The sequence below is a fragment of the Pseudoscardovia radai genome, from assembly GCF_002259605.1.
In the GTDB taxonomy this organism is placed as follows: Bacteria; Actinomycetota; Actinomycetes; order Actinomycetales; family Bifidobacteriaceae; genus Pseudoscardovia; species Pseudoscardovia radai.
On record NZ_MWWR01000003.1, the window covers coordinates 141,763 to 167,749 of the forward strand.

General features: G+C 67.0%; 13 protein-coding genes and 1 pseudogene. 9 read left to right on the forward strand and 5 right to left on the reverse strand.

The annotated features are described in order from the left end of the window. Positions 1–66: 66 nt before the first annotated feature. Positions 67–546: a 23S rRNA (pseudouridine(1915)-N(3))-methyltransferase RlmH gene (rlmH, locus tag PSRA_RS01680; RefSeq protein WP_094660127.1), complete on the reverse strand. Its 480-nt coding sequence runs from the start codon at positions 544–546 to the stop codon at positions 67–69. 252 nt (positions 547–798) lie between these two features. On the opposite strand from rlmH, the gene PSRA_RS01685 reads away from it, so the two are divergent. The 4 genes from PSRA_RS01685 (at position 799) to PSRA_RS01700 (ending at position 6,220) form a co-directional block, all read left to right on the forward strand. Continuing rightward, a complete protein-coding gene (locus PSRA_RS01685) occupies positions 799–1,062 on the forward strand; it encodes a hypothetical protein (RefSeq protein WP_094660128.1) in 264 nt (87 codons plus the stop codon). A 186-nt stretch (positions 1,063–1,248) separates the two neighbouring features. Continuing rightward, entirely contained in the window at positions 1,249–3,906 is a 2,658-nt protein-coding gene (pepN, locus tag PSRA_RS01690; RefSeq protein WP_094660129.1) for an aminopeptidase N, read from the forward strand. Between the two features lie 150 nt (positions 3,907–4,056). Further along, complete coding sequence (gene glmM, locus PSRA_RS01695) at positions 4,057–5,436, forward strand: phosphoglucosamine mutase (RefSeq protein WP_094660130.1); 1,380 nt, start codon at positions 4,057–4,059, stop codon at positions 5,434–5,436. A gap of 181 nt (positions 5,437–5,617) precedes the next feature. After that, complete coding sequence (locus PSRA_RS01700) at positions 5,618–6,220, forward strand: peptide deformylase (protein WP_420820533.1); 603 nt, start codon at positions 5,618–5,620, stop codon at positions 6,218–6,220. Between the two features lie 111 nt (positions 6,221–6,331). On the opposite strand, the gene amrB is transcribed toward PSRA_RS01700, so the two are convergent. Both amrB and phoA read right to left on the reverse strand, forming a co-directional pair. Beyond that, on the reverse strand, positions 6,332–8,122 hold the full coding sequence (gene amrB, locus PSRA_RS01705; RefSeq protein ID WP_245834826.1) for an AmmeMemoRadiSam system protein B: 1,791 nt from the start codon (positions 8,120–8,122) through the stop codon (positions 6,332–6,334). Positions 8,123–8,503: 381 nt separating this feature from the next. Continuing rightward, positions 8,504–10,579, reverse strand: a complete 2,076-nt coding sequence (gene phoA / locus PSRA_RS01710; protein WP_094660133.1) for an alkaline phosphatase — start codon at positions 10,577–10,579, stop codon at positions 8,504–8,506. A gap of 328 nt (positions 10,580–10,907) precedes the next feature. Between phoA and xseA the strand changes: the two genes are divergently transcribed. Both xseA and PSRA_RS01720 read left to right on the forward strand, forming a co-directional pair. Then, the gene (xseA, locus tag PSRA_RS01715) at positions 10,908–12,368 is read left to right on the forward strand and encodes an exodeoxyribonuclease VII large subunit (protein ID WP_143516291.1); all 1,461 of its coding nucleotides are present in this window, start codon (positions 10,908–10,910) and stop codon (positions 12,366–12,368) included. A 77-nt stretch (positions 12,369–12,445) separates the two neighbouring features. Next, the gene (locus PSRA_RS01720) at positions 12,446–12,739 is read left to right on the forward strand and encodes an exodeoxyribonuclease VII small subunit (protein WP_094660134.1); all 294 of its coding nucleotides are present in this window, start codon (positions 12,446–12,448) and stop codon (positions 12,737–12,739) included. A gap of 183 nt (positions 12,740–12,922) precedes the next feature. Here the strand turns inward: PSRA_RS01720 and PSRA_RS01725 are convergent, their stop codons facing one another. Continuing rightward, positions 12,923–13,975, reverse strand: coding sequence for an endonuclease/exonuclease/phosphatase family protein (locus tag PSRA_RS01725; protein ID WP_094660135.1), 1,053 nt, complete (start codon positions 13,973–13,975; stop codon positions 12,923–12,925). A gap of 333 nt (positions 13,976–14,308) precedes the next feature. Here PSRA_RS01725 and PSRA_RS01730 point away from each other — a divergent pair, with 333 nt between their 5' ends. From PSRA_RS01730 to PSRA_RS01745, 3 genes and pseudogenes are all read left to right on the forward strand, one after another. Next, positions 14,309–15,979 carry a peptide ABC transporter substrate-binding protein gene (locus PSRA_RS01730; protein WP_094660136.1) on the forward strand — a complete coding sequence of 557 codons (1,671 nt, stop codon included), beginning with the start codon at positions 14,309–14,311 and terminating at the stop codon, positions 15,977–15,979. 292 nt (positions 15,980–16,271) lie between these two features. Beyond that, positions 16,272–20,958 (forward strand): annotated as a pseudogene (locus tag PSRA_RS01740) (acyl-CoA dehydratase activase-related protein); the annotation flags it as partial. Between the two features lie 817 nt (positions 20,959–21,775). Continuing rightward, the gene (locus tag PSRA_RS01745) at positions 21,776–24,292 is read left to right on the forward strand and encodes a glycoside hydrolase family 3 protein (protein ID WP_094660227.1); all 2,517 of its coding nucleotides are present in this window, start codon (positions 21,776–21,778) and stop codon (positions 24,290–24,292) included. Here PSRA_RS01745 and PSRA_RS01750 read toward each other — a convergent pair. Further along, on the reverse strand, positions 24,273–25,820 hold the full coding sequence (locus PSRA_RS01750; RefSeq protein WP_094660137.1) for a C1 family peptidase: 1,548 nt from the start codon (positions 25,818–25,820) through the stop codon (positions 24,273–24,275). The genes PSRA_RS01745 and PSRA_RS01750 overlap by 20 nt on opposite strands. Between the last annotated feature and the right edge of the window lie 167 nt (positions 25,821–25,987).

A 25,987-nucleotide genomic window follows, 5' to 3' on the forward strand; every position in this document is an offset into this window, starting at 1 on the left:
TGCCGGCGTGCATGGGGCTTCTTTGCTGGTCTGGGGCGTCGGTTTCCGGCGCGGTGCACTTGGTTTCTACTTATGGTACGGCTCGTGCGCATTGATCTTGAACGCGCGGTAGACCTGCTCGAGCAGGATCACGCGCATGAGCTGGTGCGGGAAGGTCATGGGGGAGAAGCTCAGCTTCCAGTCGGCGCGCGCCAGGATCTCGGGCGCCAGCCCGAGCGAGCCGCCGATGATGAACTGGATGTGGCTGGCGCCGTGCAGTGCGAGGTCGTCGAGCTTCGCCGCGAACCGCTCCGAGGCGAGCATCTGCCCGTCGATGGCGAGCGCAATCACATACGCGCCGTCCTTGATATGCTTCGCGATGCGCTCGCCTTCCTTGCGTTTGATGAGCTCGTCGGTGCCGGGCGTCGCGTGCTCGGGCGTTTTCTCGTCGGCCACCTCGTAGATGCTCAGCTTGCAAAAACGCTGCAGCCGCTTCGAATACTCGTCGATCGCGTCGCGCAGGTAGCGCTCCTTGATGCGCCCGGGGGCGATGATGTCGATGTTCATGCTCCGCGCTCCTTCCGTCACTGCCATGGTACCGGCGGGCGGCGGGAGGAAGGTACACGATGGCGCCGCTGTGGTGTTGTGCCGTTGCGCTGCGGGGATGGTGCGCGATGAAAAGTGAAGTTCTTCAGTACGGCGTGTCGCGGGTTTAGCATTTTTATATGGAGTTCGTGACATCGCCGAAGACGGTGGTGCAGGGCTTCATGAAGGGTTCCAATCTGCATCCGCACACAGTTACACGAAGGGGAAAAGACTATGGAAGAGAAAAATGACCAGACCGACCAGGCCGAGCTGATTGAGAAGACCGAGCAGACCGAGCAGACTGCGCCGACCGAGAAGCGCGAGAAACTCAGCCTGTATGACAGGATCAAGTGCAACATGGGGCTGGTTGACAATTTCATCAATTGCATGAACGGCTTTGGCAGCGCCGCGCGCATGACCGAGCAGGAGAAGCGCGATTTCGTCAATCGGTACTCCATCGAGGACATCGAGATCCTCTATATGTACGATTTCATCTGAGTCTCCATAGGCATCAGGTGCCGCGGCGGTGGCTGCCGCATGGGCGAGAGTCGGGTATGGTTGCATGTGAATAACCGGCCGCGCACCCGCAGGGGCGGGAAGACCGCGGTGCGAACCGGCACGGCACCGGGCGCCGTGCGGTCGAGACGCGACCACAACACGAAGAAGCACCGAGCAAGGAGCAGTATGCCAGGAGCGAATCTCACCCAGCAGGAAGCCATCGAACGCCGCGGAGTCGTCCGCGGCGTCCCCCAGTACGCCGTCGCGCTCGACCTGACGGGCGGCGACAAATCCGACGGATCGGAACGCACCGAGAACTTCGGTTCCGTCACCACCGTCACCTTCGACGCCAAGCCGGGCGCCTCTACCTTCCTCGACCTCATCGTCGACTCCACCGACCGCGTGGAATCCGTGGAGCTCAACGGCCGCGCCCTTGACCCGGCCGCCGTCTACAAGGACTCGCGCATCGAGCTCGAGGGCCTGGCCGAGCACAACACCGTCACCGTGGCGGCCACCTGCCAGTACTCGCATACCGGCGAGGGCCTGCACCGCAGCGTCGACCCCTCTGACGGCAACGTGTACCTCTACTCCCAGTTCGAGGTGCCGGACGCCCGCCGCGTCTACGCCGTGTTCGACCAGCCCGATATCAAGGCCGTGTTCACGTTCACGGTCACGGCCCCCGAATCGTGGACCGTCGTGACGAACATGCCCGCCGCCGACGTCACCGCCGCCGAGCCCGCCACCGCCGGCGACCAGGCCGCCGAAGCCACCAAGACCTGGCGCTTCGAGCCGACCCCCGCCATGAGCAGCTACCTCACGGCCTTCTGCGCCGGCCCTTACGCCAGCTGGCACACCGAATACGCCAACGAGGACGGCCGCACCGTGCCCATGGGCATCTACTGCCGCCAGGCCCTCAAGGACGCCATGGCCAAGGACGTCGACTACCTCTTCGACATCACGAAGAAGGGCTTCGCCTTCTACAACGAGCAGTGGGGCGTGCCGTACCCCTACGCCAAGTACGACCAGCTCTTCGTACCCGAATACAACGCGGGCGCCATGGAGAACATCGGCACCGTCACCATCCGCGACTCCTACGTATTCGAGTCGAAGGTCACCGACGCGCTCGCGGAGCGCCGCGTGGTCACCGTGCTGCACGAGCTCGCCCACATGTGGTTCGGCGACCTCGTCACCATGAAGTGGTGGAACGACCTGTGGCTCAACGAATCCTTCGCCGAATTCATGTCGACGCTGTGCACGGCCGAGGCCACCGATTGGAAGGACGCATGGGCCACGTTCAGCTCCGGCGAGAAGAGCTGGGGCGAGGCGCAGGACCAGCGCCCGACCACGCACCCGATCGTCGCGCCGATCCATGACCTCAACGACACCTACGTCAACTTCGACGGCATCACCTACGCCAAGGGCGCCTCGGTGCTGCGCCAGCTCGTGGCCTACGTGGGCCGCAAGCCGTTCTTTGCCGGCATCCACAGCTACCTGACCAAGCACGCCTACGGCAACGCCACGCTCGCCGACCTGCTCGCCGAGCTCGAGAAGGCCAGCGGCCGCGACCTCAAGGCCTGGAGCGCCACGTGGCTCGAGCAGTCCGGCATCACTACGCTGGGCGCGAAGGTCGACACCGCCGCCGACGGCACCATCACCGGGTTCACCATCGAGCAGACCGCGCCGGCCGAGCATCCGGTGCTGCGTCCGCACCGCCTGGCCGTGGGCTTCTACGATGTGGCCGACGGCGAGGATGCGGCGACCGGCCGCATCGTGCGCACCGCCCGCTTCGAACTCGACGTCGACGGCGCCGCCACGCAGGTCACCGAGGCCATCGGCCGCAAGCGTCCGGCGTTCATCCTCATCAACGACGACGACCTGACCTACGCGAAGCTGCGCTTCGACCCCGCCTCGCTCGACTTCGCCCTCAAGAACCTGTACCGCTTCGACGACGCGCTGGCCCGCTCCATCGTGTGGCTCGCGCTGTGGGATATGACGCGCGACGCCGAGCTGCCGGCGGAAAGCTTCATCGAAACGTCGCTCGCGGCGCTCGCCACCGAACGCGAGTCGACCACCTTCCGCTACGCCCTCGGGCAGGTGTCCACGGCGGCGTTCCACTATACGGCCGCCTCGCGCCGCAAGGAGATGGTCTCGCACGTCGCCACGCGCCTGTGGCAGCTCGCGAACGAGGCCGCACCGGGCTCCGACGAGCAGTTCCAGCTGGTCAACTCGTGGCTGGGCTACGGCCAGGGAGACGATTTCGAAGCCGACGCGCGCGGCCTGCTCGACGGCACCGTGACGCTCGATGGCCTCGAGATCGACAACAACATGCGCTGGGGCATCATCGTGGCGCTCGCATCCGCCGGCTTCGAGACCGCGGAGCAGATCGACGCCGAGCTCGCCAAGAACGAGACCACCGAGAACCGCCAGTTCGCCTACATGGCCAAGGGCGCCATCCCGACGCCCGAGGCCAAGGCGTGGGCGTGGGACACCGCGCTGCATGACGACACGCTGACGAACTCGCAGATCGAGGACCTTGCCGGCGGCTTCTCGCTCACCCCGAGCCCCGAGCTGCAGGAGCCGTACGTCGCCAAGTACTTCGAGGCCGTGGACTGGGTGTGGAAGAACCGCACCTTCCACATGTCCGAGGCGCTGCTTCAGGGCACCTCGCGCGGCTCCGGCCTGTACCCGAGCTACGCGGACCCGGCCGCGCTCGTCCAGGCCGGCGACGCCTGGCTCGCCTCGCACGAGGACGCCGACCGCGCGCTGCGCCGCATGGTGGTGGAGAACGTCGACGGCTCCCGCCGCACGCTGCGCGTGAGGACGTACAACGATTCCCTCGCGTGACACGTTGACATCGTGTGTCGAAATCGTGGCGGTCGTCTGCCTTCGGGCGGGCGGCCGCTATATTTGTCTGTGGGTGCGCGGAGGCCAACGGAGCCCCGCGCGAATTCGTGTGCGTCCCGCAACGCAGGGGCGCCAAGTGGAGGAGCTGCAATGCCTCAGATGTTCGGCACCGATGGTGTGCGAGGACTGGCGAATCGTGATCTGGACGCCCAGCTGGCGCTGGACCTCGGCGACGCCGCCGTGCGAGTGCTCGGCGACGAGAAGAAGACGGAGGGGCGGCATCGTGCCCTCATCGGACGCGACACGCGCGTTTCGGGCGACTTCCTCGCCGCGGCGCTCGGCGCGGGCATGGCCGCGGGCGGCTTCGACGTCATCGACGTGGGCATCATCCCCACGCCGGGCATCGCATACCTCACGTCGGTGCTCAACGTCGAGATGGGCGCCGTCATCTCCGCCTCGCACAACCCCATGCCCGACAACGGCATCAAGTTCTTCGCGCGCGGCGGCTTCAAGCTGCCCGACGCCAAGGAGGACGAGATCGAGGCGATCCTCGGCCAGGACTGGGAGCGCCCCACCGGTGCCGGCGTCGGCCGCATCTCGCATGACACCGTGACCGCCACCAACCTGTACATCGACCATCTGGTCTCCGCCGTGGCCCCGCAGCCGGCCGACGCCACCGAGCCCGCCCCGCAGCCACTCAAAGGCCTGCGCATCGTGGCGGACTGCGCGAACGGCGCCACCTCCGTCGTGGCCCCCGAGGCCCTGCGCCGTGCCGGCGCGGACGTGGTGGTCATCAACGCATCCCCGGACGGCTACAACATCAACGACCACGCCGGCTCCACCCACCCCGAGCAGCTGCAGGCCATGGTCAAGGCCTCCGACGCGCAGATGGGCGTGGCCTTCGATGGCGACGCCGACCGCTGCCTCGCGGTGGACGAGGACGGCACGCTCGTCAACGGCGACCAGATCATGGGCATCCTCGCGCGCGCCTACAAGCGCGAGAACAAGCTCGCGCACAACACGCTCGTCGTGACCGTCATGAGCAACCTCGGCCTCAAGCTCGCCCTGAAGGACATGGGCATCACAACCGTGCAGACGAACGTGGGCGACCGCTATGTGCTCGAGGAGATGCTGCGCGGCGGCTACACGCTGGGCGGCGAGCAGTCCGGCCACGTCATCAACCGCGAGTTCGCCACAACCGGCGACGGAACGCTCACCGCGCTGCGCCTGAGCTACGAGGTCATGAAGTCCGGCAAGAGCCTCAAGGAGCTCGCCGCGGACTTCCCGCAGCTGCCGCAGACGCTGATCAACGTGCCGAACGTCGACAAGAAGGCCGCCACCACCAACGCCGCCGTGCAGGCCGCCGTGGAGCGCGAGGAGAAGGTTCTCGGAGACACCGGCCGCGTGCTGCTGCGCCCCTCCGGCACCGAGCCGCTGGTGCGCGTCATGGTCGAGGCTGCCACGCAGGAGCAGGCCGACGATGTCTGCAAGCGCCTGGCGCAGGTGGTGGCCGACGAGCTCAAGATCTGAGCGCGAGGCCCGAGCTCAAGATCTGAGCGCGTCCGCCGTCATCGGCAGGCATGCGCCGGCCACATGCGCCACCCGCAGACCTGTCAACCCATCCGCAAACCCATCCGCATAACGACGAAAGGCGATTATGGCATTCGACAAGGCGAATAAGAACAAGCACCTCGACAAGGCCGTGCGCGAGATGATCTCCGAAGCCGGCAAGGACGGCGTGGCGCCCATCACGCAGATGGGCGAGCCGGTGCTGCGCCACCAGACCGAGGAGTACACGGGCCAGCTCGACGAGCGCACGCTCAAGAACCTCATCCAGCTCATGCGCCGCACCATGCTCGCGGCGCCGGGCGTCGGCCTCGCGGGCCCGCAGATCGACCTGGGTCTCGCCCTCGCCGTGGTGGAGGACCACAAGAGCAAGGATGACGAGGGCGATCCGCGCGAGATCGACGATCTTCCGTTCCACGTCATCATCAACCCCTCCTACAAGCCCATCGGCGACGCCACCGCGAGCTTCTACGAGGGATGCCTCTCCTTCGAGGGCTACCAGGCCGTGCGCAAGCGCTGGCTCGACATCGAGGCCACGTGGCAGGACGAGCAGGCGCAGTGGCACACCGAGCATCTCCACGGCTGGCCGGCGCGTATCTTCCAGCACGAAACCGACCACCTGAGCGGTGAGGTGTATATCGACAAGGCCGAGATCCGGTCCCTGACCGACGAAGACAACCTCGGCTTCTACTGGTGCGACAACCCGGTGCCGACGAAGGCCGCCGAGGAGCTCGGTTTCGAGCTGTAGGCGTGGTACCGCAGACCGCATGACGAAGGGGCGCTCCCTGATGGGGGCGTCCCTTTTGCATTTTCGCATTGGTGGCAGGTGGTCGGTGGCGAGGCGGCGGGTTTGCGGCCGCTACTTCTCGGGTTCGGAGAAGGTGATGACGGAGTAGCGCTCCGCCACGATGCCCTCGTCCCAGAAATCCCCGGGGAGCCCGGCCTTGAGCAGTAGATGCGTCACGAAGTCGCGCGGGTCGCTCAGCTGCTCCCATACCTGCGGCAGATACGTGGCCAGATGCGGGCCGTAGCGCAGCACGAGGCCGTCGGAGTACGGGTGCAGGCGATCGAGCAGGTCGCCGCGCGAATGCACGCCCTCGATGCGCTCGGGTTCGGAGAGCACCGACACCTCGATATGCAGCATCGGGTATTCCTCGTTCTGCACGGGGGCGAAACGCGGGTCGTTGAACGCGGCGTCGACGGCGTGCCGCGCCACGTCATCGCGCAACGATTCGCGGGCGTGCAGCGTGCCGATGCAGCCGCGCAGCCTCTCGTTCTCGGTGAGCGTGACGAAGGTGGCGGCCTTGCGGTCGAGCCATTTGCTCGTGGTGTTCGACGGTTCGCCGACCGGCGGGCGGTTGAGCTCGCGCGCGATGGCGTTGCGTGCCACGACGAGCAGGTCGTTGCCCGCGTCGAGCGGGATCATACCGGTGGTATTCGTGGCCGGGTCGGAGGCGTAGGTCTCCGGGTCATCCGCCAGATGGGCGTATTCCTCAGTGTGCTTGACAAGCCCCGCGAGTCCGGTGGGTCGCTGCGCGCGCTGGGCGTTCTGCCGCGCGAGCGCATCCCTGACGGCCTGCACTGGCGTGCGGATGGCGTGCGGATGCGGCGCCGGCTGCGCGTGCGAAGCGGCGGACGATGGCGCACCGATGGCGGGCATCTCGTCGCTCGACACGGCGGGCGGATCCTTCGTGTCATTCTCGTCGTCGGAGCCGGGGGAGAAGGAGCCGGTTGCGCAGGTACGCATCGGGGCCATCGTGGCGCAAGCGCGCGCCGACGCACTTCCGGCGTTGTCTGCGCCGCCGTCATGCGGCGCCTCCCAGATGGCGAACGACGCGTAGCCGACCACGGCCTCGTTCGTGTCGGCGATGGGCACGCGCGGTTCGCCGGCCACCGACACCTCGTTGTCGTCGCCCGACGTGGCGCGTCCCAGAAGAACCGGGTGCAGGCCTTTCTCGATGCACACGTCGAGCAGGCCGTTGACGGGGATGGCGCCGCACGCCTGGTCCGGGTTGATGGGCAGGTTGCATTCGCAGATGCGCCCGATGGTCTGGTCGTCCAGATGCCGCGCCTTCTCGTGCGGGTAGTAGTGTGACAGATCCGAGCTGATGATGATCACCGTCTCGGGCCCGCCCCACAGGGCCCGCAGCACGTCGCCCACCTCGCGCGGCGTCGCGTCGCCGGCGTTGAGCGGCACGATCTCGACGTTCCCGAGCGTCTCGCGTACGAAGGGCAGCTGCACCTCGACGGCGTGCTCCTGTCGGTGCGTGTCATCGTTGACAATCATCGCGGGGGCATGGTCGAGGGCGTATTGCTCGGCGTCGCGGTCCACCGTCATGGCGCCCAGCGGCGTGTCGAAGGCCGATGCGTTGCAGCAGGCCACGCCGCGGACCGCCACGCGGTGCGTGGGGCCGACGATGACGGCGCGCGTCACCTCGCCGCGGCCCCGTTCGAGCAGGGCGTAGGCGAGGGCGGCCGTCGAGCCGGAGTATGTGTAGCCGGCGTGGGGCACGATGATGGCCTTGGGAATCGTGGGATGCACGATTCCTTCGGTCGCCATCGTCACGACGGCCGTGGTGGCCGACCTGATCTCGCGCTGCACCCTTTCGCGCAGGACGAAGCGGTCGGCCGGGTAAAAGCTGCCTGCCACGGCGGCAGGTCTTATATACGTTCTTTCTGGGGAGAGTATCGCCATTGAAACCACCTCTATTTCCCGATTCTACTGGAAACTGGCGGCTCGAGACAGGTAACCCACCGTATTATTGGAAAACATTTTGTGAAAGCTCGAGGCGTCTTCCGGCCGTCGCCGTGGCGGCGTGGGGGCGTGGCGGCGTGGCGGCGTGGCGGTCGTGGCGGTGTGGAGCGGAGCATGAGGTCGCGTATATGGCAGGCCCTCCCCGTGAAGGGGAGGGCCTGCTGTGCGGATCCGATGGCTGCGGCGAGGGGGATGGACGGCGGCTCCGCTCGGCGTGTCGTGTCACCGTGCGGGGCCGGATTTCACCGGCGGGTCATCGGCGTCCGGCGTCCGGTCTCACTCGCCGTCGCCGGAGGTCTCGACGCCGTTGCGCAAGCGGCGCACCGCGCACGAGGCGCCGGCGATGACGGCGGCGAGAAGGGCGAGCATGATGATGGCGATGCCTGTCTTGGCGAGGGCTTCCTTCTGTTCGGCGGCAGCGGCCTGGGCCTCGGTGACGTCCGTGGTCGGGATCTCGATCGTGCCGTCGGCGGTGGTGTCGGCGCTATTGGTGGCGCCGGCCGTGAACTCCTTGACGACCTGCTTGCCGGACTGCTTGCCCTTCACCGTGAGGCGGTAGGTGGAGCCGTCCTTGATGGTGTCGGCGGAGAAGGAGATCGGGGTGGTCTGCGTGGTGCGCACGCGGACGCCGCAGACGCCTTGGTGGCCGTTGTCCACCGTGCAGCCGTCCTGCGAGGCGACCGTCTGGCCGGTGGCGGTGTCGACGAGCGAGTAGGACACGGAGGCGTCGCCGTTGAAGGCGGTCAGGTCGGCGGTGTAGGCGCCGTCGGAGGCCTTCTCGACGCTGACGTCGGCGTTATCCGACAGGGCGTTGATCTCGCTGGTGCTCGAAGCGAGACCCAGCGTCTTGGTGATCGTGAAGAAGTTGTCGGTCTGGTCCGTCAGGCCGTCCACACGGGAGGCGCCGGGGCCGGAGGCGGCGATGCGCAGCTGGGTTCCGGTGTGGCTCATGGAGCCGCCGTTGTCCATCTGGGAGGAGGAGGTGCCGTAGAACACGTACAGGGCGGAGCCGTCCTTGGCGCGCAGCGGGGTGGTCAGGCCGTAGTAGGACGGCCAGGACACGATCTGGCTGGTGTGGGCGTGGTCAGCGGTCACGATGATGAGGGTGTCGGACAGGTCAACCTTGCTCAGGGCGGTGGCGACGGCCTTGTCGAGGTCATCGGTTTCGCCGATCTGGCCGCAGGCGTTGGCGTTGTGGTCCTGCTTGTCGATCGAGGCGCCCTCGACCTGCAGGAAGTAGCCGTTGCTCTGGCCGTTCTGGTTGTCGGAGAGAAGGTCGATGGCCTTGGAGGTCATGTCAGCCAGGGATGCGCCCTTGTTGCCGAGCCACTCGGAGTTGGTGGTGCAGCTCACGAGGCTCTGGTTGCCGTCCTGCTGGCCGGCAAGCGCCATCTGCTCGGCCGTGTCATGGTCGAGTGCCTTCGACTCGTTGTACTGGGTCGGCATGTTGCCGGAGGAGAAGAGGCCCAGGACCGGGGAGTCCTGGTTCGCTTCGGTCAGCGAGGAGAGCTGGGCGGGATCCTCGAAGTACTGGTAGCCGCGCTCGGTGGCCTGCTCCTTGAGGGTCTTGCCGGCCCACTCGCCCGCTTGGGCGGTCTGGTTGAAGTACTTGTTGCCGCCGCCGAGCGTGATGTCGGCGCGGGTGTCGAGCAGCTGCTCGGAGATGGAGCCGATGCCGCCGTTCTGCAGCAGCTGCTCGGCGTCGCACCGGGCGGCGGAGTCATCGGAGGAGCCGTCGGTCTTGCCCTGCGGGCCGTAGCAGGAACGCTGCGTCGAGTGGGATTCCATGACGGCCGGGGTGGCGTCCTGCACTTCGGCGGTGGTCACGTTGCCGGTGGCCTTGCCGTTGGCCTTGGCCAGCTCGAGGAGGTTCATCTGCGGGGTGAAGCTGTTGTCGACCGACACGGCGTTGTTGTAGGTCTTGGTGCCGGTGGCCCAAGCGGAGCCGGAGGCGGCGGAGTCGGTGACGGCCGTCACCTGGTTGGTGCGGCTCGATCCATCGCCGGTCGCGTAGGTGGTGTACTGGCCGACGCCGGTCTCGGTGGCGGAGGTGGCGCCCGGCTGGCCGATCTTGTCGATGCCGTTGAGCGTGCCGCCGGGGCCGTAGAGGTAATCACGGGCGACGGTGATCTCGGAATCACCCATGCCGTCGCCGATGAACAGGATGACGTTCTTGGCCTTGCCCGACGCCGGGGTGTTGGCGATGCGCTGCGCGCCGCCGTGCTGGCTGAGCGTCTGGACATCAGCGGTTTCGGTCGCGGAGGCGGCCGGGACGCTGGCGATGAGGGTGGCGCCCGCGATGAAGGCGGTCACGCCGGCCATGACTTTGCGTCGAATGGAATTCGTGTTCATGGATCTTTCTTCTCTAACCTGAGACTTCTTCTGATGGGTGGCGGATCGACGCCGTTGGGGAAGACGGAAAACATCGCCGCCTGGACAAGACGCTAGGCGGGCAAGGTGAATGTGGTCGTGATACACGGTGAACGGTTCATGTACAGATGATGAATTCGTCTTCCCGCGAACGACGGCCCATATCGGCTACGATGGGAGCACCATGACGAGTGCGGGATCGCGATGCCGCGAAACGATCGCAGGAGCCGGACCGCAGGAGCCGGACCACATGAACGCGGCCACATGAACGTAACCAGACGAATGTAACCACACGAACAGGGGGAGGGACATGAATCTTTCCGATATCATCGCCGCCGGGGGAGCCGGCGGGGACGGCGCCGCCGGTGGCGCCACGCCGGGCGGGCGGGAGCCCGAGGCCCCGCAGCAGCGCGCCGGCATCCGCTACGATCATTGGGGCCGTCGCGAGGTCCCCATGTACGCGCACGACACCACGCGCGACGAGCCATGGCCCGTCGGCCTCGTGAGCTACAAATACGCCGTCACCGTGCAGAAATGGCCCGCGTCCTGGGTGATCGGGCAGATCGGCGAGATCTCCATGCGCCGTGCCGGCTCGGTGTACATGACGCTGCGCGACCTCGACGAGGACGTGTCGGTGAACGTCGTCGGATTCGGCGAGTTCGCCCATGCCTGCGCCGATTTGCAGCTGCGCCAGGGCGACAAAATCGTGATGTATGGAAAGCCCGACATCTGGCAGAAGGAGACGCGCCTGTCCATCAAGGGCATGGAGGTCTACCGCCTCGGCGAGGGCGACCTCGCGGCGCGCATCGAGCAGCTGCGCCGCAAGCTCAAGGGCGAAGGTCTGTTCGACGCGGAGAGCAAGGTGCCGCTGCCGGAGTTCCCGCGCTGCATCGGCCTGATCTGCGCGCCGCAGTCGCGCGCGGAAACCGACGTGGAGAAGAACGCCCTGCTGCGCTGGCCCGTCATCCGGTTCAAGAAGCGCTACGCCAAGGTGCAGGGCCCCGAATGCCCGCAGCAGGTGACCGCCGCCATCCGCGAGCTCGATGCCGATCCGGACGTCGATGTCATCATCGTGGCGCGTGGCGGCGGCAGCTTCGAGGACCTCCTGGGCTTCTCCGACGAGGGCGTCGTGCGCGCCACCGCCGCCTGCCGCACGCCCATCGTCTCGGCCATCGGGCATGAGGACGATTGGACGCTTATCGAGCTGGCCGCCGACTACCGCGCCACCACGCCGACCGGCGCGGCCATGGCCGTGGTGCCGGACGTCAACGAGCAGTGGGATACCATCGCCGCGGCGCGCCACAGCATCGACGTGATCATGGAGCGCATCGTCAGGGTGCAGGAAACCACGCTCGACGGCTACCTGCACAACCCGCTGCTGACGAACCCCGCCACCATGCTCGACCCGATGGAGGCGCAGCTGCATATGGACCGCGAGCGGCTGGGCAACGCCATGCTCCGGCTCGTGGACTGGGGGCAGGGCGCCATCGAGCAGAACAAGGCCACGCTGAGGGCGCTGAGCCCGCAGTCCACGCTCGAACGCGGCTATGCCATCGTGCAAAGCCACGACGGGCATGTGGTGCAAGACCCCGACGATGTGCCCGATGGCTCCGAGCTCACGCTTGTGGTCAGCCGCGGCACCATCCGCGCCACGAAAACGGGCGGGCGGCATACGGCGCCCGCCGCGCAGGCGTCCGCGACAGGGGATCCTGCGGAGGACGGATCCGCGGGCGGCCCTACGGAGGATAGCTCTGCGGAGGACGGCGAGTAGACACCTGCGAACCGGCCGTTCAATCGTTCGTCCATCCCATCGTCAATATCACAATCGTTAATTTCAAGGAGACAGATATGAGCACCAACACCACCGACAACGGCGAGACCGTGACCATGAAGGGTATGACCGAGGAAGACAAGGCGCGCGTTGACGCCATGAGCTACGAGGATGCGCGCGACCAGCTGGCGAAAATCGTCAAGCAGCTCGAGCACGGCGGCATGTCGCTTGAGGACTCGCTGCGCTACTGGCAGATCGGCGAGGCGCTCGCGGACCGCGCGCAGGCGCTGCTGTCCGAGGTGCGCTCGCAGCTCGATGCCGCGCGCGACAAGCAGCAGGCCGGCGCCGAACACGCCGGCACCCAGCGCTGAGAGGCGCTGAGATCGGGCATGCGCCCTCTCGTGCCCCTCTCACTAACAACTCACTAACAATGTGATGGATTCCGGACAGAATTCCCCGGTTTTGCGCCGAAAATGCTCCGATCGTGTCCGCAAGCCATCACATTGTTATTCATGGTGGCGCACTGCGCGAGTCCGTTACTTGGCGCGAGTCCGTTACTTGCTGCCGTCGATGTCGCTCGGCTCCACCACGGCGAGCACGGCCTTGTGATCGGTGCCCTTGATTTTCACGGTGGTGGCATCGCCTACATGTACGCCGCTGTTGACGAGGATATGGTCGATTGCGGCGAGCGAGGGCAGGGGCCCGTTGACAGGCCATGTGAACTGCATGCCGGATTTCGTGACGCGCGCCGCGTCGCGGAAGCCTGGATTGAGGATGCGCTGGGAATGCTTCTGGCTCGAGGTGGCGTTGAAATCGCCCAGCAGCACGTACGCCGTCCCGTCGGAGGCGTGCTGGGCCGACCATTCGCTGATTTCGTCAAGCGCGCGGCCCCATTGCGAGAACGATCCGGACTTGGGCGACGTGGTGTGCACGCAGATGAAGCGGATCCTCGACGATTTTCCCGATCCGGCGAAGGTCACGGTAGCGGCGGGGAAGTCGGACGCCGACGAGTCGATCGAGGTGGGCGAGGGGTCGCCGAGCGAGGCCATCGTGTAGATGGCGTTCATCGTGCCGCTCGAGGAATCCGACTCGATGTGGTTGGGCAGGTAGCTTTCGATGCCCGCGCTTTCGAGCTCGGTGATGAAGCTCTCCGTGGTCTCCTGCAGCGCGAGCACCTCGATGCGCTTTTCCGAGACGGTCTGGACGATCTCATGCACGTCGGCGCGCCCCTGGCCCACGTTCAGCGTCATGATGCGCGCGCAGCGGTCGTTGGGGTTGGCCACCTTGTCGGTGGACATGTCGGCCATGATCTCGCGCGTGGCGGGGCTGAGCTCGGTGTCCGCGTGGCCGAAGTAGGGGAAGATGGCCACGCCCTGCAGCACGAGGCACAGACTCATCACGATGCATGTGATGCCGCGCCGGCTGTAGGCGGCGATGGCGAAGGTGATGATGATGAGCACCAGCGTCCACGGCGCCAGGGCGCCGATGTCTGCCATGAAGGGGACGGTCTCCCACGAGTACGGCATCCACCAGGACAGTGTGAACAGCAGGCACAGGGCGCACAGGACGCCCAGCGTGATTTTCAGACCGGTGTTTCTGGAAGCCATCGTTCTCCTTTCGCCCGTCCTCTTCCCGCGGACAGGGCGTTCCTTGTCATGGCGCGCGATACGCCTCGGATGCGTCACGTCGGATGCGACACATCGAATACGTCGCGGCGTGTTCCTATTCCATCCATGATATTTCGTTATTTCGCCCACGGCGCGATATAACGCGGGGTTTCCGCACGGCACGTTAGGATGGAGCCCGTCGCGGAACGCCGCGCCGGGCGGAAACACCGGAACACAGAACCAGAACACGGAACGCCAAGCCCGGAGTCTCGACCCCAGACCCCAGAACACAGAGCCCCAGAACACAGACCCAGACCCCAGAGAAGAGGGACCATGATCCGCAGGAAAACGACACGCGCCCGCCGGCGCGTTCTCACCGTCATCGCAGCGGCGCTCGCCGCCGTTCTCGCAGTGCTGCCGCTGAGCGCCTGCGGTTCCGCCGCCGGCGGCAGTTCGTCGGAAGGCAGCGACCCCAACGCCATCATCAGCGTCAACGCCGTCGAGCCGACCGGCGAGCTCCTTCCGGGCAACGTGGCCGACACAGCCGGCTGGAAGGTCATCACGCAGGTTTTCGACGGCCTCGTCACCTTCTCCTCCGACGGCGGCCTCGAATATGATGACGCCGAGTCCATCACTCCGAACGACGACGCCTCCGAGTACACGGTCAAGCTCAAAAGCGGCCTGACCTTCTCCAACGGCGAGGCCGTGACCGCCGAAAGCTACGCCCGCGCCTGGTCGTACGCCGCGAACGCCGCCAACGGCCAGCTCGGCGCCGCCATCTTCGCCACCATCAAGGGCTACGACGACGTGCAGGACCCGAACGGCAATCCTGACGCGCAGCTGTCGGGCCTCGAGGCAGTGGACGACACCACGCTCAAGGTGACGCTGAACGCGCCCGACTCCTCGTTCCCGTACAAGGTGGGCGACGTGGCGTTCCTGCCGTTGCCGTCCGTCGCCTACGACGACATGGACGCCTTCGGCAAGAAGCCGATCGGCAACGGCCCCTACACCCTTGAATCGTGGACCGTCAACGACAGCATCGAGCTGCGCCGCAGCGCCTCGTACACCGGGCCCCGCGCCGCGCAGAACGGTGGCATCAGCTTCCGCGTCTACAGCGACCTCGACACCGCCTACGCCGACCTGCAGGCCGGCAACCTCGACATCCTCGACCAGATTCCGTCGTCCGCGCTGCCGACGTACCAGAGCGACTCGCAGATCGAGGCGTATTCGCAGACGGGCCCGGCCTTCAAGTCCATCACGATTCCGCAGAGCCTCGAGCATTTCCAGGGCGAGGAGGGCGCGCTGCGCCGCGAGGCCATCTCCCTGGCCATCGACCGCGAGGGCATCTGCACGAAGATCCTCTCGAACGGCGCCACGCCGGCAACCGACTTCCTCGCGCCGTCCATCGCCGGCTACTCGACCGACATCGACTCCGACAAGGTGCTGAGCTACGATGCCGACCGCGCCAAGCAGCTGTGGGCGCAGGCCGACGCCATCTCGCCGTGGAGCGGCACCTTCTCCATCGCGTACAACGCCGACGGCGACAACAAGACGTGGGTGGACGCCGTGGCGAACTCCATCTCGAATGCGCTCGGCATCGACGCGCAGGGGCTGAGCCTGCCGACGAGCAAGGAATTCAGCACCGAGGTGAACGAGCGGACCATCGACGCGGCCTTCCGCTCCGGCATCCAGTCCGACTACCCGCATCCCGAGGGCTATCTGGCGCAGGGCTACGATTCGGCCTACGCCGACGGCAAGGGCCTGAACAACGGCGATTACAAAAGCGAGGCCTTCGACTCGTATATGGACGAGGCGGCGAAGGAAACCGACCTTGACAAGGCGGTGTCGATTTACCAGGACGCCGAGCGCCAGCTGCTCAAGGACCTGCCCGTGATCCCGCTGTGGGACATGAACGTGAACGCGGGCTCGAGCACGGCCATGCAGGACGTGGTGTTCAACTACATGGGCCTGCCGTCGTACTACCAGCTGACGAAGCGCGGCTGACGCAGGCCCCGCAAAGGCTTGCGAATGACGCCGCCGGTTCCCGGTTCCGGGCCGGCGGCGTCGCCGTATTCGGCGCGGCGGTGCGGCGCATGCTGGCGCGGCGATGCGGCGAATGGTTCCGGAGATCAACGATTACGTCGTGGGGGAAACCGCCGCGAAGCGGCGCCGATGACGATATCCATCGGGCAGACCGGTGAGTAGACTCCCTACCAGAACATAGAGGGGGTGTGCCGGAACGTCGACGGGATTGCGTGTGCCCGCGTACGCTCGCGCGCCCCGCAAGGAGGATTTCGTGACGTCTACGCCGCATACGCCCGCCGGAGCCGCTTCGCCCCGCATCCGCATCGGTCTCGATGTGGGTTCCACCACCGTCAAGGCCGTCGTCCTCGACTCGACGGTGGAACGCCCCGCACCGCCCGCCCGTCCGCTGACCGAGGACGACGGGCGCGTTCTGTTCTCCGACTACCGCCGCCACCACGCCAATGTGCGCGCGACGGCCGCGGGCCTTCTCAAGGACATCCGCACGGCCCTCGCCAAGCTGGGCCTGGCGGACGAGCCCGTGCGCCTCGCCATCACCGGCTCGGGCGGCCTGGGCCTGGCCGACAGCCTGCGTGTGCCCTTCGTGCAGGAGGTCATCGCCGAAACCGATGCCATCGACGACGCCTACCCCGAGGCCGACGTCATCATCGAGCTCGGCGGCGAGGACGCGAAGATCACGTATCTCAAGCCCACGCCCGAGCAGCGCATGAACGGCTCGTGCGCCGGCGGCACCGGCGCCTTCATCGACCAGATGGCCACGCTGCTGGGCACGGACGCCGAGGGTCTGAACGAGATGGCGAAAAGCCACACCACGCTGTACCCGATCGCCTCGCGTTGCGGCGTGTTCGCCAAATCCGACCTCCAGCCGCTTATCAACGACGGCGCGGCCAAGCCCGACCTGGCCGCCTCCATCTTCCAGGCCGTCTCCACCCAGACCATCGCCGGCCTGGCCTGCGGCCGCCCCGTCAAGGGCAACGTGGTGTTCCTCGGCGGCCCGCTGTTCTTCATGTCCGAGCTGCGCGAGGCCTTCCACCGCACGCTCGAGGGCAAGGTGAGCCAGTACATCACGCCCGTCAACGCGCATCTGTACGTGGCGTACGGCGCGGCCATCGTCAGCGACGACGAGGTGGAGCTCGACGCGCAGAACGAATCCGCGCCCAGCTCTGTCGACATGTCGGTGGAGGAGTCCGTCAGCGCCGTGCGCGGCGGCGATTCCGCCTCCGACGATTCCGCCGACGCGGACACCGCAGACACGAGCGCCGCCGGCGCGGAGACCTCCGACGATTCCGTCGCCTACGGCCGCCTCCAGCCGCGCACGATCGACGAGCTGCTGCGCCAGCTCGATCATCTGCGCCATGTCACGGCCACGACGAAAACCATGCGCCCTCTGTTCAAGAACCAGAAGGAGCGCGACGAGTTCAACGAGCGCCACCACCGCGAGCTCATCGTCCAGCGCACGCTCGATGGCGTCACGGGGCCGCTGTTCCTCGGCATCGACGCCGGATCGACCACCATCAAGGCCACGCTTGTCAACGACGACCGCGAAATCGTCTGGTCCAGCTACGGCACGAACCAGGGAAGCCCCCTGCTCGCCGCCGCCGACATCGTGAGGAAGATCGAGGCCGAGCTGCCCGAGGGAGCCTATATCGCGCGCTCCTGCGCCACCGGCTACGGCGAGGGCCTTATCACCGCAGGCCTGCACGTCGACGAAGGCGTGGTGGAGACGATGGCGCACTACCGCGGCGCCGAGCTCATCAGCCCCGGCGTGACTTCCGTCATCGACATCGGCGGCCAGGACATGAAATACCTGGCCATCACGAACGGCGTCATCGAATCGATCTCCGTCAACGAGGCATGCTCCTCGGGCTGCGGGTCGTTCCTCCAGACCTTCGCCACGAGCATGGGCCTGACGATCCAGGACTTCACGAAGGCCGCGCTCAACTCCACGCGCCCCGTCGACCTGGGTTCGCGCTGCACCGTGTTCATGAACTCCTCGGTCAAGCAGGCGCAGAAGGAAGGCGCCACCATCGAGGACATCGCGGCCGGCCTGTGCTACTCCGTCGTGCGCAACGCGCTGTACAAGGTCATCAAACTGCGTGACGCCGGCGACCTGGGCGACACCATCGTGGTGCAGGGCGGCACGTTCCTCAACGACGCCGTGCTGCGCGCCTTCGAGCTGCTGACCGACCGCAAGGTCACGCGCCCGAATATCGCGGGCCTCATGGGCGCGTACGGCGCGGCCCTCACCGCGCGCATGCACTACGAGGACGGCGAGGAAAGCACCCTCGTGCGCGGCGAGGCCCTCGACCACCTGAGCATGACCACCTCGCGCGACCAGTGCAAGCTGTGCCAGAACCACTGCAAGCTCACCATCACCACCTTCCAGGACGGCTCGCGCTACGTGACCGGCAACCGCTGCGAGCGCGGCGGCGACCGCACCAAGAAGAAGTCGACGCTGCCGAACCTGTACGACTACAAGTACCGCCGCGCCTTCGCCTACCGCCGTCTGACCGAGAAGGCCGCCACGCGCGGCGAGATCGGCATCCCGCGCGTGCTCAACATGTACGAGAACTATCCGTTCTGGTTCACGCTGCTCACGAGCCTCGGCTTCCGCGTTGGCATCTCCGGGCGCTCCAACCACGAGCTGTTCGAGAAAGGCATCGACTCCATCGCCTCCGAGAACATCTGCTACCCGGCCAAGCTCGCGCACGGGCATATCAAGGACCTTCTCGACAAGGGCTACAAGACCATCTTCTACCCGTGCGTCCACTTCGAGGACCTGGACGTCGAGGGCATGGACAACCGCTTCAACTGCCCCATCGTGGCGAACTACCCGGGCGTCATCGGGGCGAACATGGCCGAGTTGCACCAGCCGGGCATCCGCTACATGCACCCGTACTTCAACCTCGCCAACCACGAGCTCATGGTCGAGCGCATCGTGGAGGAGTTCGCCTGGGCGAACGTCACCCCCGAGGAGGCCCGCAAGGCCGTGGTCGCCGCGTACGCGGAGGACAAGATCTTCAAGCACGACGTGCAGCAGGAGGGCCTGCGCGCGCTCGCGTACATGAAGGAGCACGATTGCCGCGGCATCGTGCTGGCCGGCCGACCCTACCACGTGGACCCCGAGATCAACCACGGCATCCCCGAGGCCATCAATACGCTGGGCATGGTGGTTCTTTCGGAGGACGCGGTCTCGTGGCTCGAACCCGGCCGCAAGCTCAACCTCACGCCGTTCGTCGGCGCCCACGAGGTGCGCCCCGGCGCGAAGGACGCCGAGGGCTTCCGCAAGGTCGACGATGGCTTCAACCCGTATGTGACAGGTGCCATGGCGCCGGTGCGCCGCCTCGTGGACGCCACCGGGAAAAGCCACGCCTCGAGCCAGGAGGTGCTGCTCGACGGACGCGGCGAGGTGGAGGAGCCGCTGCGCGTGCGCAACCAGTGGGCGTACCATGCCCGCCTGTACGCGGCCGCGCGTTTCGTCTCCGAGTACCCGGGCCTCGAGCTCGTGCAGCTCAACTCCTTCGGATGCGGCCTCGACGCCATAACCACCGACCAGGTGCAGGAGGTGCTTGCCGAGAAGGACGACGTGTACACGGTTCTCAAGATCGACGAGGTGAGCAACCTCGGCGCCGCGAAGATCCGCCTGCGTTCGCTCAAGGCCGCGGTGGAGGAGCGCGAGGCGGAGAGGCGCCGCGAGGCCGCGGGAGCGGCTGCGGCCGGTGCCGCTGCGGGCGCGAAGGCGCACGATGATGCCGCTGCGTCCGATGCCGCCGGTGCGTCCGATGGCACCGGTGTTTTCGCCGCCTCCCGCGAATCGTCGAAGCAGCTGCACGTCTCGCCGGCGGCCGCCGCCTCCGACGGATTCCGCAAAACCGGCACCGTGCGCCTCGGCGACGCCATCGTGACCAAGGACGAGGCGCGCCGCCGTGCCCGCCAGGCGGCCGCCGCCACCGACAGCGTCGTGGCGCGCGCAGCCATCGAGACGAACACCGCCGCCGGCACGGGCGATGCCGCCGGCGCATCGTCCGGCGAGGAGGGCGCGCATACCAGCTCCCGCCTGTCGAAGTACGCGCACAAGCGCGTCTTCACCAAGGAGATGAAGAGGAACTACACCATCGTCGGCCCGCAGATGAGCCCGTTCCACTTCGAGCTGCTCGAATCCGTGTTCCGCTCCGGCGGGTACAAAACCGACATCCTGCGCCATGCTTCGCACGAGGACATCGAATGCGGCCTCAAGTACGTGAACAACGACGCGTGCTACCCGTCGATCATCGTCATCGGGCAACTCGTCAACGCCATCATCCAGGGCAAGTACGACCCGGACCGCACGGCGCTCGTCATCACGCAGACCGGCGGCATGTGCCGTGCGACGAACTACTACGGCCTCATCCGCAAGGCGCTTGTGGACGCCGGCTACCCGCAGATCCCCGTCATCGCGCTGTCGACGCAGGGCATCGAGTCAAACCCCGGCTTCCAGATCACGCTGCCGCTCGTGCATCGCGCCGTCAAGGCCCTTGTGCTCGGCGACGTGCTGCTCAAATGCGTCAACCGCGTGCGTCCGTACGAGAAGACGCGCGGGGCGGCGGACGAGCTGCACCGCAAGTGGAACGTCGTGATCCGCGAAACCATCGAGAACCACGGACATACCAAGCACGGCAGGGAGTGGTTCGGCCACGGCACGTACCATTACGACCGCCTCGTGCATGACATCGTGCGCAGCTTCGACACGCTGCCGCTGCGCGACATCCCGCGCAAGCCGCGCGTGGGCGTGGTGGGCGAGATCCTCGTCAAATACCATCCGGACGCCAACAACCATGTGGTGGACGTCATCGAATCCCAGGGATGCGAGGCCGTCGTGCCCGGCATGATGGAGTTCATGACGCAGAACTTCTACACCACCGAGTGGAACAAGCGCATCCTGGGAACCGGCGGCAACCGCTTCGGCAAGGGCGTGCTGCGCTGGTGCGTGGAGAAGTACGAGAAGCCGATGAACGACGCCTTCGCCGCGTCGGAGCGCTTCGAGCCCGACCTGCCGCTGCCCGAGCTCATCCGGCGCGCGCAGCAGGTGACGTCGCTCGGCGTGCAGGCGGGCGAGGGATGGCTGCTCACCGGCGAAATCATCGAGCTCATCGAGTCCGGCACGCCGAACGTGGTGTGCGCGCAGCCGTTCGCATGCCTGCCCAACCACGTGACGGGGCGCGGCATGTTCCATGAGATCCGCCGCCAGTATCCGAACGCGAACATTGTGTCGATCGACTACGACCCGGGTTCGTCCGAGGCCAACCAGCTCAACCGCATCAAGCTCATGATCGCCGCGGCCAAGAAGATGCACGCGGCCGATATGGACACCCCCGAGGCGGCGGCTCGCGAGCACGAGGCCGTCATGCGCGGCGACCTCGACGCCGCCGGTGCGATGGCCGATGCGGTTGCGTCCGGTGCGGGCGTCGGCGCGGATCAGGAGAAGGCGGCGTAGGGCACGCTGCCTGATGAGGCCGGGGCCGTTCGGTGTGGGCGAATGCGTGCACCGGACGGCCTTGGCCTTGGCCTTGGCTTTGGCTGAGGGTGGTTTTCAAGGGCCGGGGACGTCCGGTGCGAGCGTCTGTGCACGATGAACGGCCGGTGCATTAGGCTGGGTGTGGGCATAACCGGCGGCGAGGAAGCCGCGCAAGGGCAGGAGGAGCCATGGCCATGTCAGCATCCGATTCGCACTCGTCACAGAATCCGCAATCGTCTCGTCCTGTCGGCGCTTCCGGCGCAATGCCGTCCGCGGCACCGACCGGAGCGAGGGCATCGTATGAAAGCCTTCTTCCGCAGCTCACCGTGGATGAGGCGGCGTCGCTGACGTCGGGCGGCGACGCGTGGCATACGCAGGGCGTCGCGCGCCTCGGCATCCCCGGCATCACGATGTGCGACGGGCCGCACGGGCTGCGCAAGGACCTCGACGGCACCGGCGCCGTCCCCGCCACCTGCTTCCCTCCGGCCGCGACGCTCGCCAGTTCGTGGGACCCGGCGCTCGCGCGCACCGTGGGCGACGCGCTGGCCGAGGAATGCCTGCAGGAGGGCGTGTCGCTCGTGCTCGGGCCCGCCATCAACATCAAGCGCAATCCGCTGGGCGGGCGTTGCTTCGAATACTGGTCGGAGGACCCGTTCCTCGCCGGGCACGAGGCGGCGGGGCTGGTGGACGGGCTCCAGACGCGCGGCGTGGGCGCCACGCTCAAGCATTTCGCCGTCAACAGCCAGGAAACCGACCGTCTGCGCGTCGACGCGCGCCTGAGCGAGCGCGCGCTGCGCGAAATCTACCTTCCCGCCTTCGAATACGTGGTGCGCCGCTGCCATCCGTGGGCCGTCATGTGCTGCTACAACCGTGTGAACGGTGCGTTCGGCGCACAGAACAAGGCGCTGCTCACCGACATCCTGCGCGGGGAGTGGGGTTTCGAGGGGCTGGTTATGTCGGACTGGGGCGCGTGCCATGACCGCGTGGCCTCCGTCAACGCGGGACTGAACCTCGAGATGCCGCCGAGCGGAACGGATTCGCGCGTGGCCGAGGCCGCGCGAGACGGACGCGTGGCGCGCCCGCAGCTCGATGCGATGGCCGGGGGAGTGCTGCGGCTGGCTGACAAGGCGCGGCCCGCGCTGGAGTGGGCGGCGCGGGCCGGGCGCGCGGCGGCGGGGCGCGGGCAGGCTTCGCAGACGGCGGGCGGTGCCGGGTACCGATACGATTGCGCCATCCATCACGCCATCGCGCGCCATGCCGCGGCCGAGTCGATGGTGCTGCTCAAGAACGACGACGGCCTTCTGCCGCTCGATCCGCGCACCGGTGGGCGGCGTCTGGCGGTGATCGGCGAGTTCGCGCGCTCCCCGCGGTACCAGGGCGGCGGATCGTCGCATATCAATCCCACGCGCGTCTCGAGTTTCCTCGACGCATTGCGCGGACGTGGCATCGAGGCGGCCTTCGCACCGGGTTTCGCACTCGACGATGGCGCGAACGATGGTGCGGACGCGGACGATGGCGCGAACGATGGTGCGAACGCGGGCGCGGACGGCGGCGTTGCGGGTGATGGCGCGGCGAACGCGGGCGCCGCAGCGCGTCTGCGCGACGAGGCGGTGGCCGCGGCACGTGGCGCCGACGTGGCGCTGCTCTTCCTCGGTCTGCCAGAATCAGCGGAATCGGAGGGATTCGACCGCACCGCCATCGACCTTCCCGCAGGCCAGATCGAGCTCCTGCACGCCGTGGCGCGGGCCAATCCCAACACCGTCGCGGTACTGGCGAACGGATCGGTTGTCTCCGTCGCGCCGTGGCGCAACGACGCCCGCGCCATTCTCGAGACATGGCTTCCCGGCCAGGCGGGCGGCGAGGCCGTCGCCGACGTGCTGTTCGGCGACGTGAACCCCTCGGGCCGCTTGGCGCAGAGCATTCCGATGGGCATCGCCGACGACCCCACGATGATCGTCGGCGGCGGCCGCTGGACCGGCGAGGAAGGCCATGTGGACTACGGCGAAGGCGTGTTCGTGGGCTACCGGCATTACGATACGGCCGGTGTGCCCGTCGCCTACGAGTTCGGCTACGGTCTGGGCTATTCGCGGTTCGAGCTGGCGGATATCCGCGTCGAGCGCCTGGATGGCGGCGGTGCCGGTGATGGTGAGGGCAACGGTGCCGGTGCGGGTACCGGCGCAGGTGCAGGTGCCGCGGAATCGTATGGCACCCCCATCGTGCGCGTGAGCGCCATCGTGCGCAACCTGTCCGACCGCGATGGCGCGGATGTGGTGCAGGTGTATGTGGCGCCGCCGTCCGATAGCCGCGTGGCGCGCCCCGCGCACGAGCTCAAGGGTTTCGCGAAGGTGGCCGTGCCAGCCCATGGCGCAGCGCAGGTCGTCATCGACCTTGACGCCCGCGCCTTCTCCTACTGGTCCGAGCGGTACCACGCGTGGCACCTGGAGGCGGGGGAGTACCGCGTCCAGGTCGGCGAATCCAGCCGCCGCATCGCGGCGAGCATTCCCATGCGCCTCGACGGCGACGGGCTCGCCGCCCGGCTCGACGGGTGGAGCACCTTCGAGGAATGGAGCGACGACCCGGTGGGAGCACAGGTGGTCGCCGCGCTGCGACGCCGGTGCGAGGCCGGCGAGTTCCCGGCCCTGCCCGACGATTCGACGATGCTCCTGTTCCTGCGTGCCGCCCCCGTCAACTCGCTGACCATGATCTTCGGCGAGGACGGTTCGCGCATGGGCGAGTGGATGCTCGCCGAGTATGCACGACTCACTCGCACGGACGCGTAAGCGGCTCCCACGGCTCCACCTCGACCACCGGCGTGCCGAGGATCGCGCGCGTGGCGTCATCCAGAAGATCCGTGCGCACCACGAGCTCGGTCACGTAGCGGTCGAACCAATCGTTCGATGCCACGAAGTAGCCGTCCTCGCCGGCGGTTTTGCCCCAGCTGTTCTCGACCTTCCAACGGTTGGGGCGGCCGTCGGCATCGAGGTTCACGCCCGTGAGCGTCATGGCATGGTTCGACGGCGCGTCGCCGTATTCGATGGCCTCGCCCTTCTCATACGGCAGCTCGATGCCGAACAGCTCGTCCACGCGCACCGTGGCAGGGTCGAAGATGCCTTTGCCGCGCAACGCGAACTGCATGCAGTCGCATGCGAACCACAGCGGATGGCCCGCCTCCAGCTGGCGCACCGCAGCGTCGCGCAGCGTGTCCATCGGCACGTTGACGAAGGTCATCTGCTCCGTGCCCGCCACGTTCGTCGACCACTTGATCGCGTAGCGCTTGCCGAAGGGCGTGCGATCCATCGGCGCGTTGCACAGCGTCACGAAATCGTCGGGGCTCACCGGCACGTACTTGTGCATGAATTCCAGCGGCGTGATGGATTCCTCGTGGATGATCCCGCTGCGGTCGGTGCCGTCGTAGTTCTCGGTGCCGTCCTTCGGGGCGGGGGCGGCGGAATCGTCGGCGCTCGCGGCGTCCGCGCCGGCGTCGGCGGAATCGTCGGCCTTCTTCTCGCCGCCGTTCTTCTCGACGTCCTCCGCCGCCTCGCCATCGTCGGCATCGCCCTTCGTGCGCGCCGTGAACTCGAAATGCGTCGGCGGCTCGCCCAGCGCGATCGCCGTCATGCGATACACCACGGCCATGTCATCGTCCTTCATCTGGCGAAGCCGCGCCATATCCGCGCCCTGGGCGTGCGCCTCGCGCAGGCGGGCGGCGAAACCGCGCAGCACCGTGTTGAGGTACTGCACGAAGGCGTCGGAATCCATGGAATTCGCGGACTCCGGGTACGCGCTTTTCGGCACGAGGCCGTACTTGTCGGCCAGGTTCACGAACATCTGCCACCAGCCGCCGTCGTCCACCGGGCCCTCGTTGATTACCTCGAAGGTGCGGCTGTCGGTGGGCTCGTCGAGCGTGGCGAGCACGTTCTCGAGGTAGACGTTCGCCTTCTCGATCTTGTCCCAGAAGAACAGGTAGTTCTCGGAGAACTCGAAATCGTCGAGGTTCCAGCGATGCATCACCTCGTAGCGCAGTGTGTTGAGGGATGCGAACATCCAGCAGCGGCCGGAGCGGCGCTGGTTCGTGATCGAGCCCTGCTTGAGCTGGACGTTGAAGTCGCGCGGAAGGTCGCGCACGCCGCGATAGCTCGTCGCCGCGGCGAGCACGCCGTTGCTGACCGCGGCGTTCGCGGCGACGCGGTTGGCGCGGTCGGATTCGAAGGCGAGCGAGTAGCGCGAGATGTCGTCAGGGGTGACGGTGGTGTTGCTGGGGGCGGTGGTGGCGTTGGTGTCGGGGTTGGTGTTCGTGTCGTCTGTCATGTGTCCTCCTTCGATCGTGATGCCTGCGGCGATTGTGGTGCCATGATGTCGCGCTTCGCGGACATCTCGCGCATCTCGCGCCTGCGTTGACGCCTGCCGTGCGGGCCCCGCGGAACGATGGCGAATCCCCCGGAACAGTGGTGCGGGTTGCGTACATAATTCGATGA

Excerpts from the sequence above, each read along its gene's own strand:
- PSRA_RS01685 (WP_094660128.1), top strand. The coding sequence starts at position 799 with ATGGAAGAGAAAAATGACCAGACCGACCAGGCCGAGCTGATTGAGAAG.
- PSRA_RS01700 (WP_420820533.1), top strand. The coding sequence starts at position 5,618 with ATGATCTCCGAAGCCGGCAAGGACGGCGTGGCGCCCATCACGCAGATG.
- rlmH (WP_094660127.1), bottom strand. The coding sequence starts at position 546 with ATGAACATCGACATCATCGCCCCCGGGCGCATCAAGGAGCGCTACCTG.
- xseA (WP_143516291.1), top strand. The coding sequence starts at position 10,908 with ATGAATCTTTCCGATATCATCGCCGCCGGGGGAGCCGGCGGGGACGGC.
- PSRA_RS01730 (WP_094660136.1), top strand. The coding sequence starts at position 14,309 with ATGATCCGCAGGAAAACGACACGCGCCCGCCGGCGCGTTCTCACCGTC.
- pepN (WP_094660129.1), top strand. The coding sequence starts at position 1,249 with ATGCCAGGAGCGAATCTCACCCAGCAGGAAGCCATCGAACGCCGCGGA.
- glmM (WP_094660130.1), top strand. The coding sequence starts at position 4,057 with ATGCCTCAGATGTTCGGCACCGATGGTGTGCGAGGACTGGCGAATCGT.
- PSRA_RS01745 (WP_094660227.1), top strand. The coding sequence starts at position 21,776 with ATGCCGTCCGCGGCACCGACCGGAGCGAGGGCATCGTATGAAAGCCTT.
- PSRA_RS01725 (WP_094660135.1), bottom strand. The coding sequence starts at position 13,975 with ATGGCTTCCAGAAACACCGGTCTGAAAATCACGCTGGGCGTCCTGTGC.
- PSRA_RS01720 (WP_094660134.1), top strand. The coding sequence starts at position 12,446 with ATGAGCACCAACACCACCGACAACGGCGAGACCGTGACCATGAAGGGT.
- phoA (WP_094660133.1), bottom strand. The coding sequence starts at position 10,579 with ATGAACACGAATTCCATTCGACGCAAAGTCATGGCCGGCGTGACCGCC.
- PSRA_RS01750 (WP_094660137.1), bottom strand. The coding sequence starts at position 25,820 with ATGACAGACGACACGAACACCAACCCCGACACCAACGCCACCACCGCC.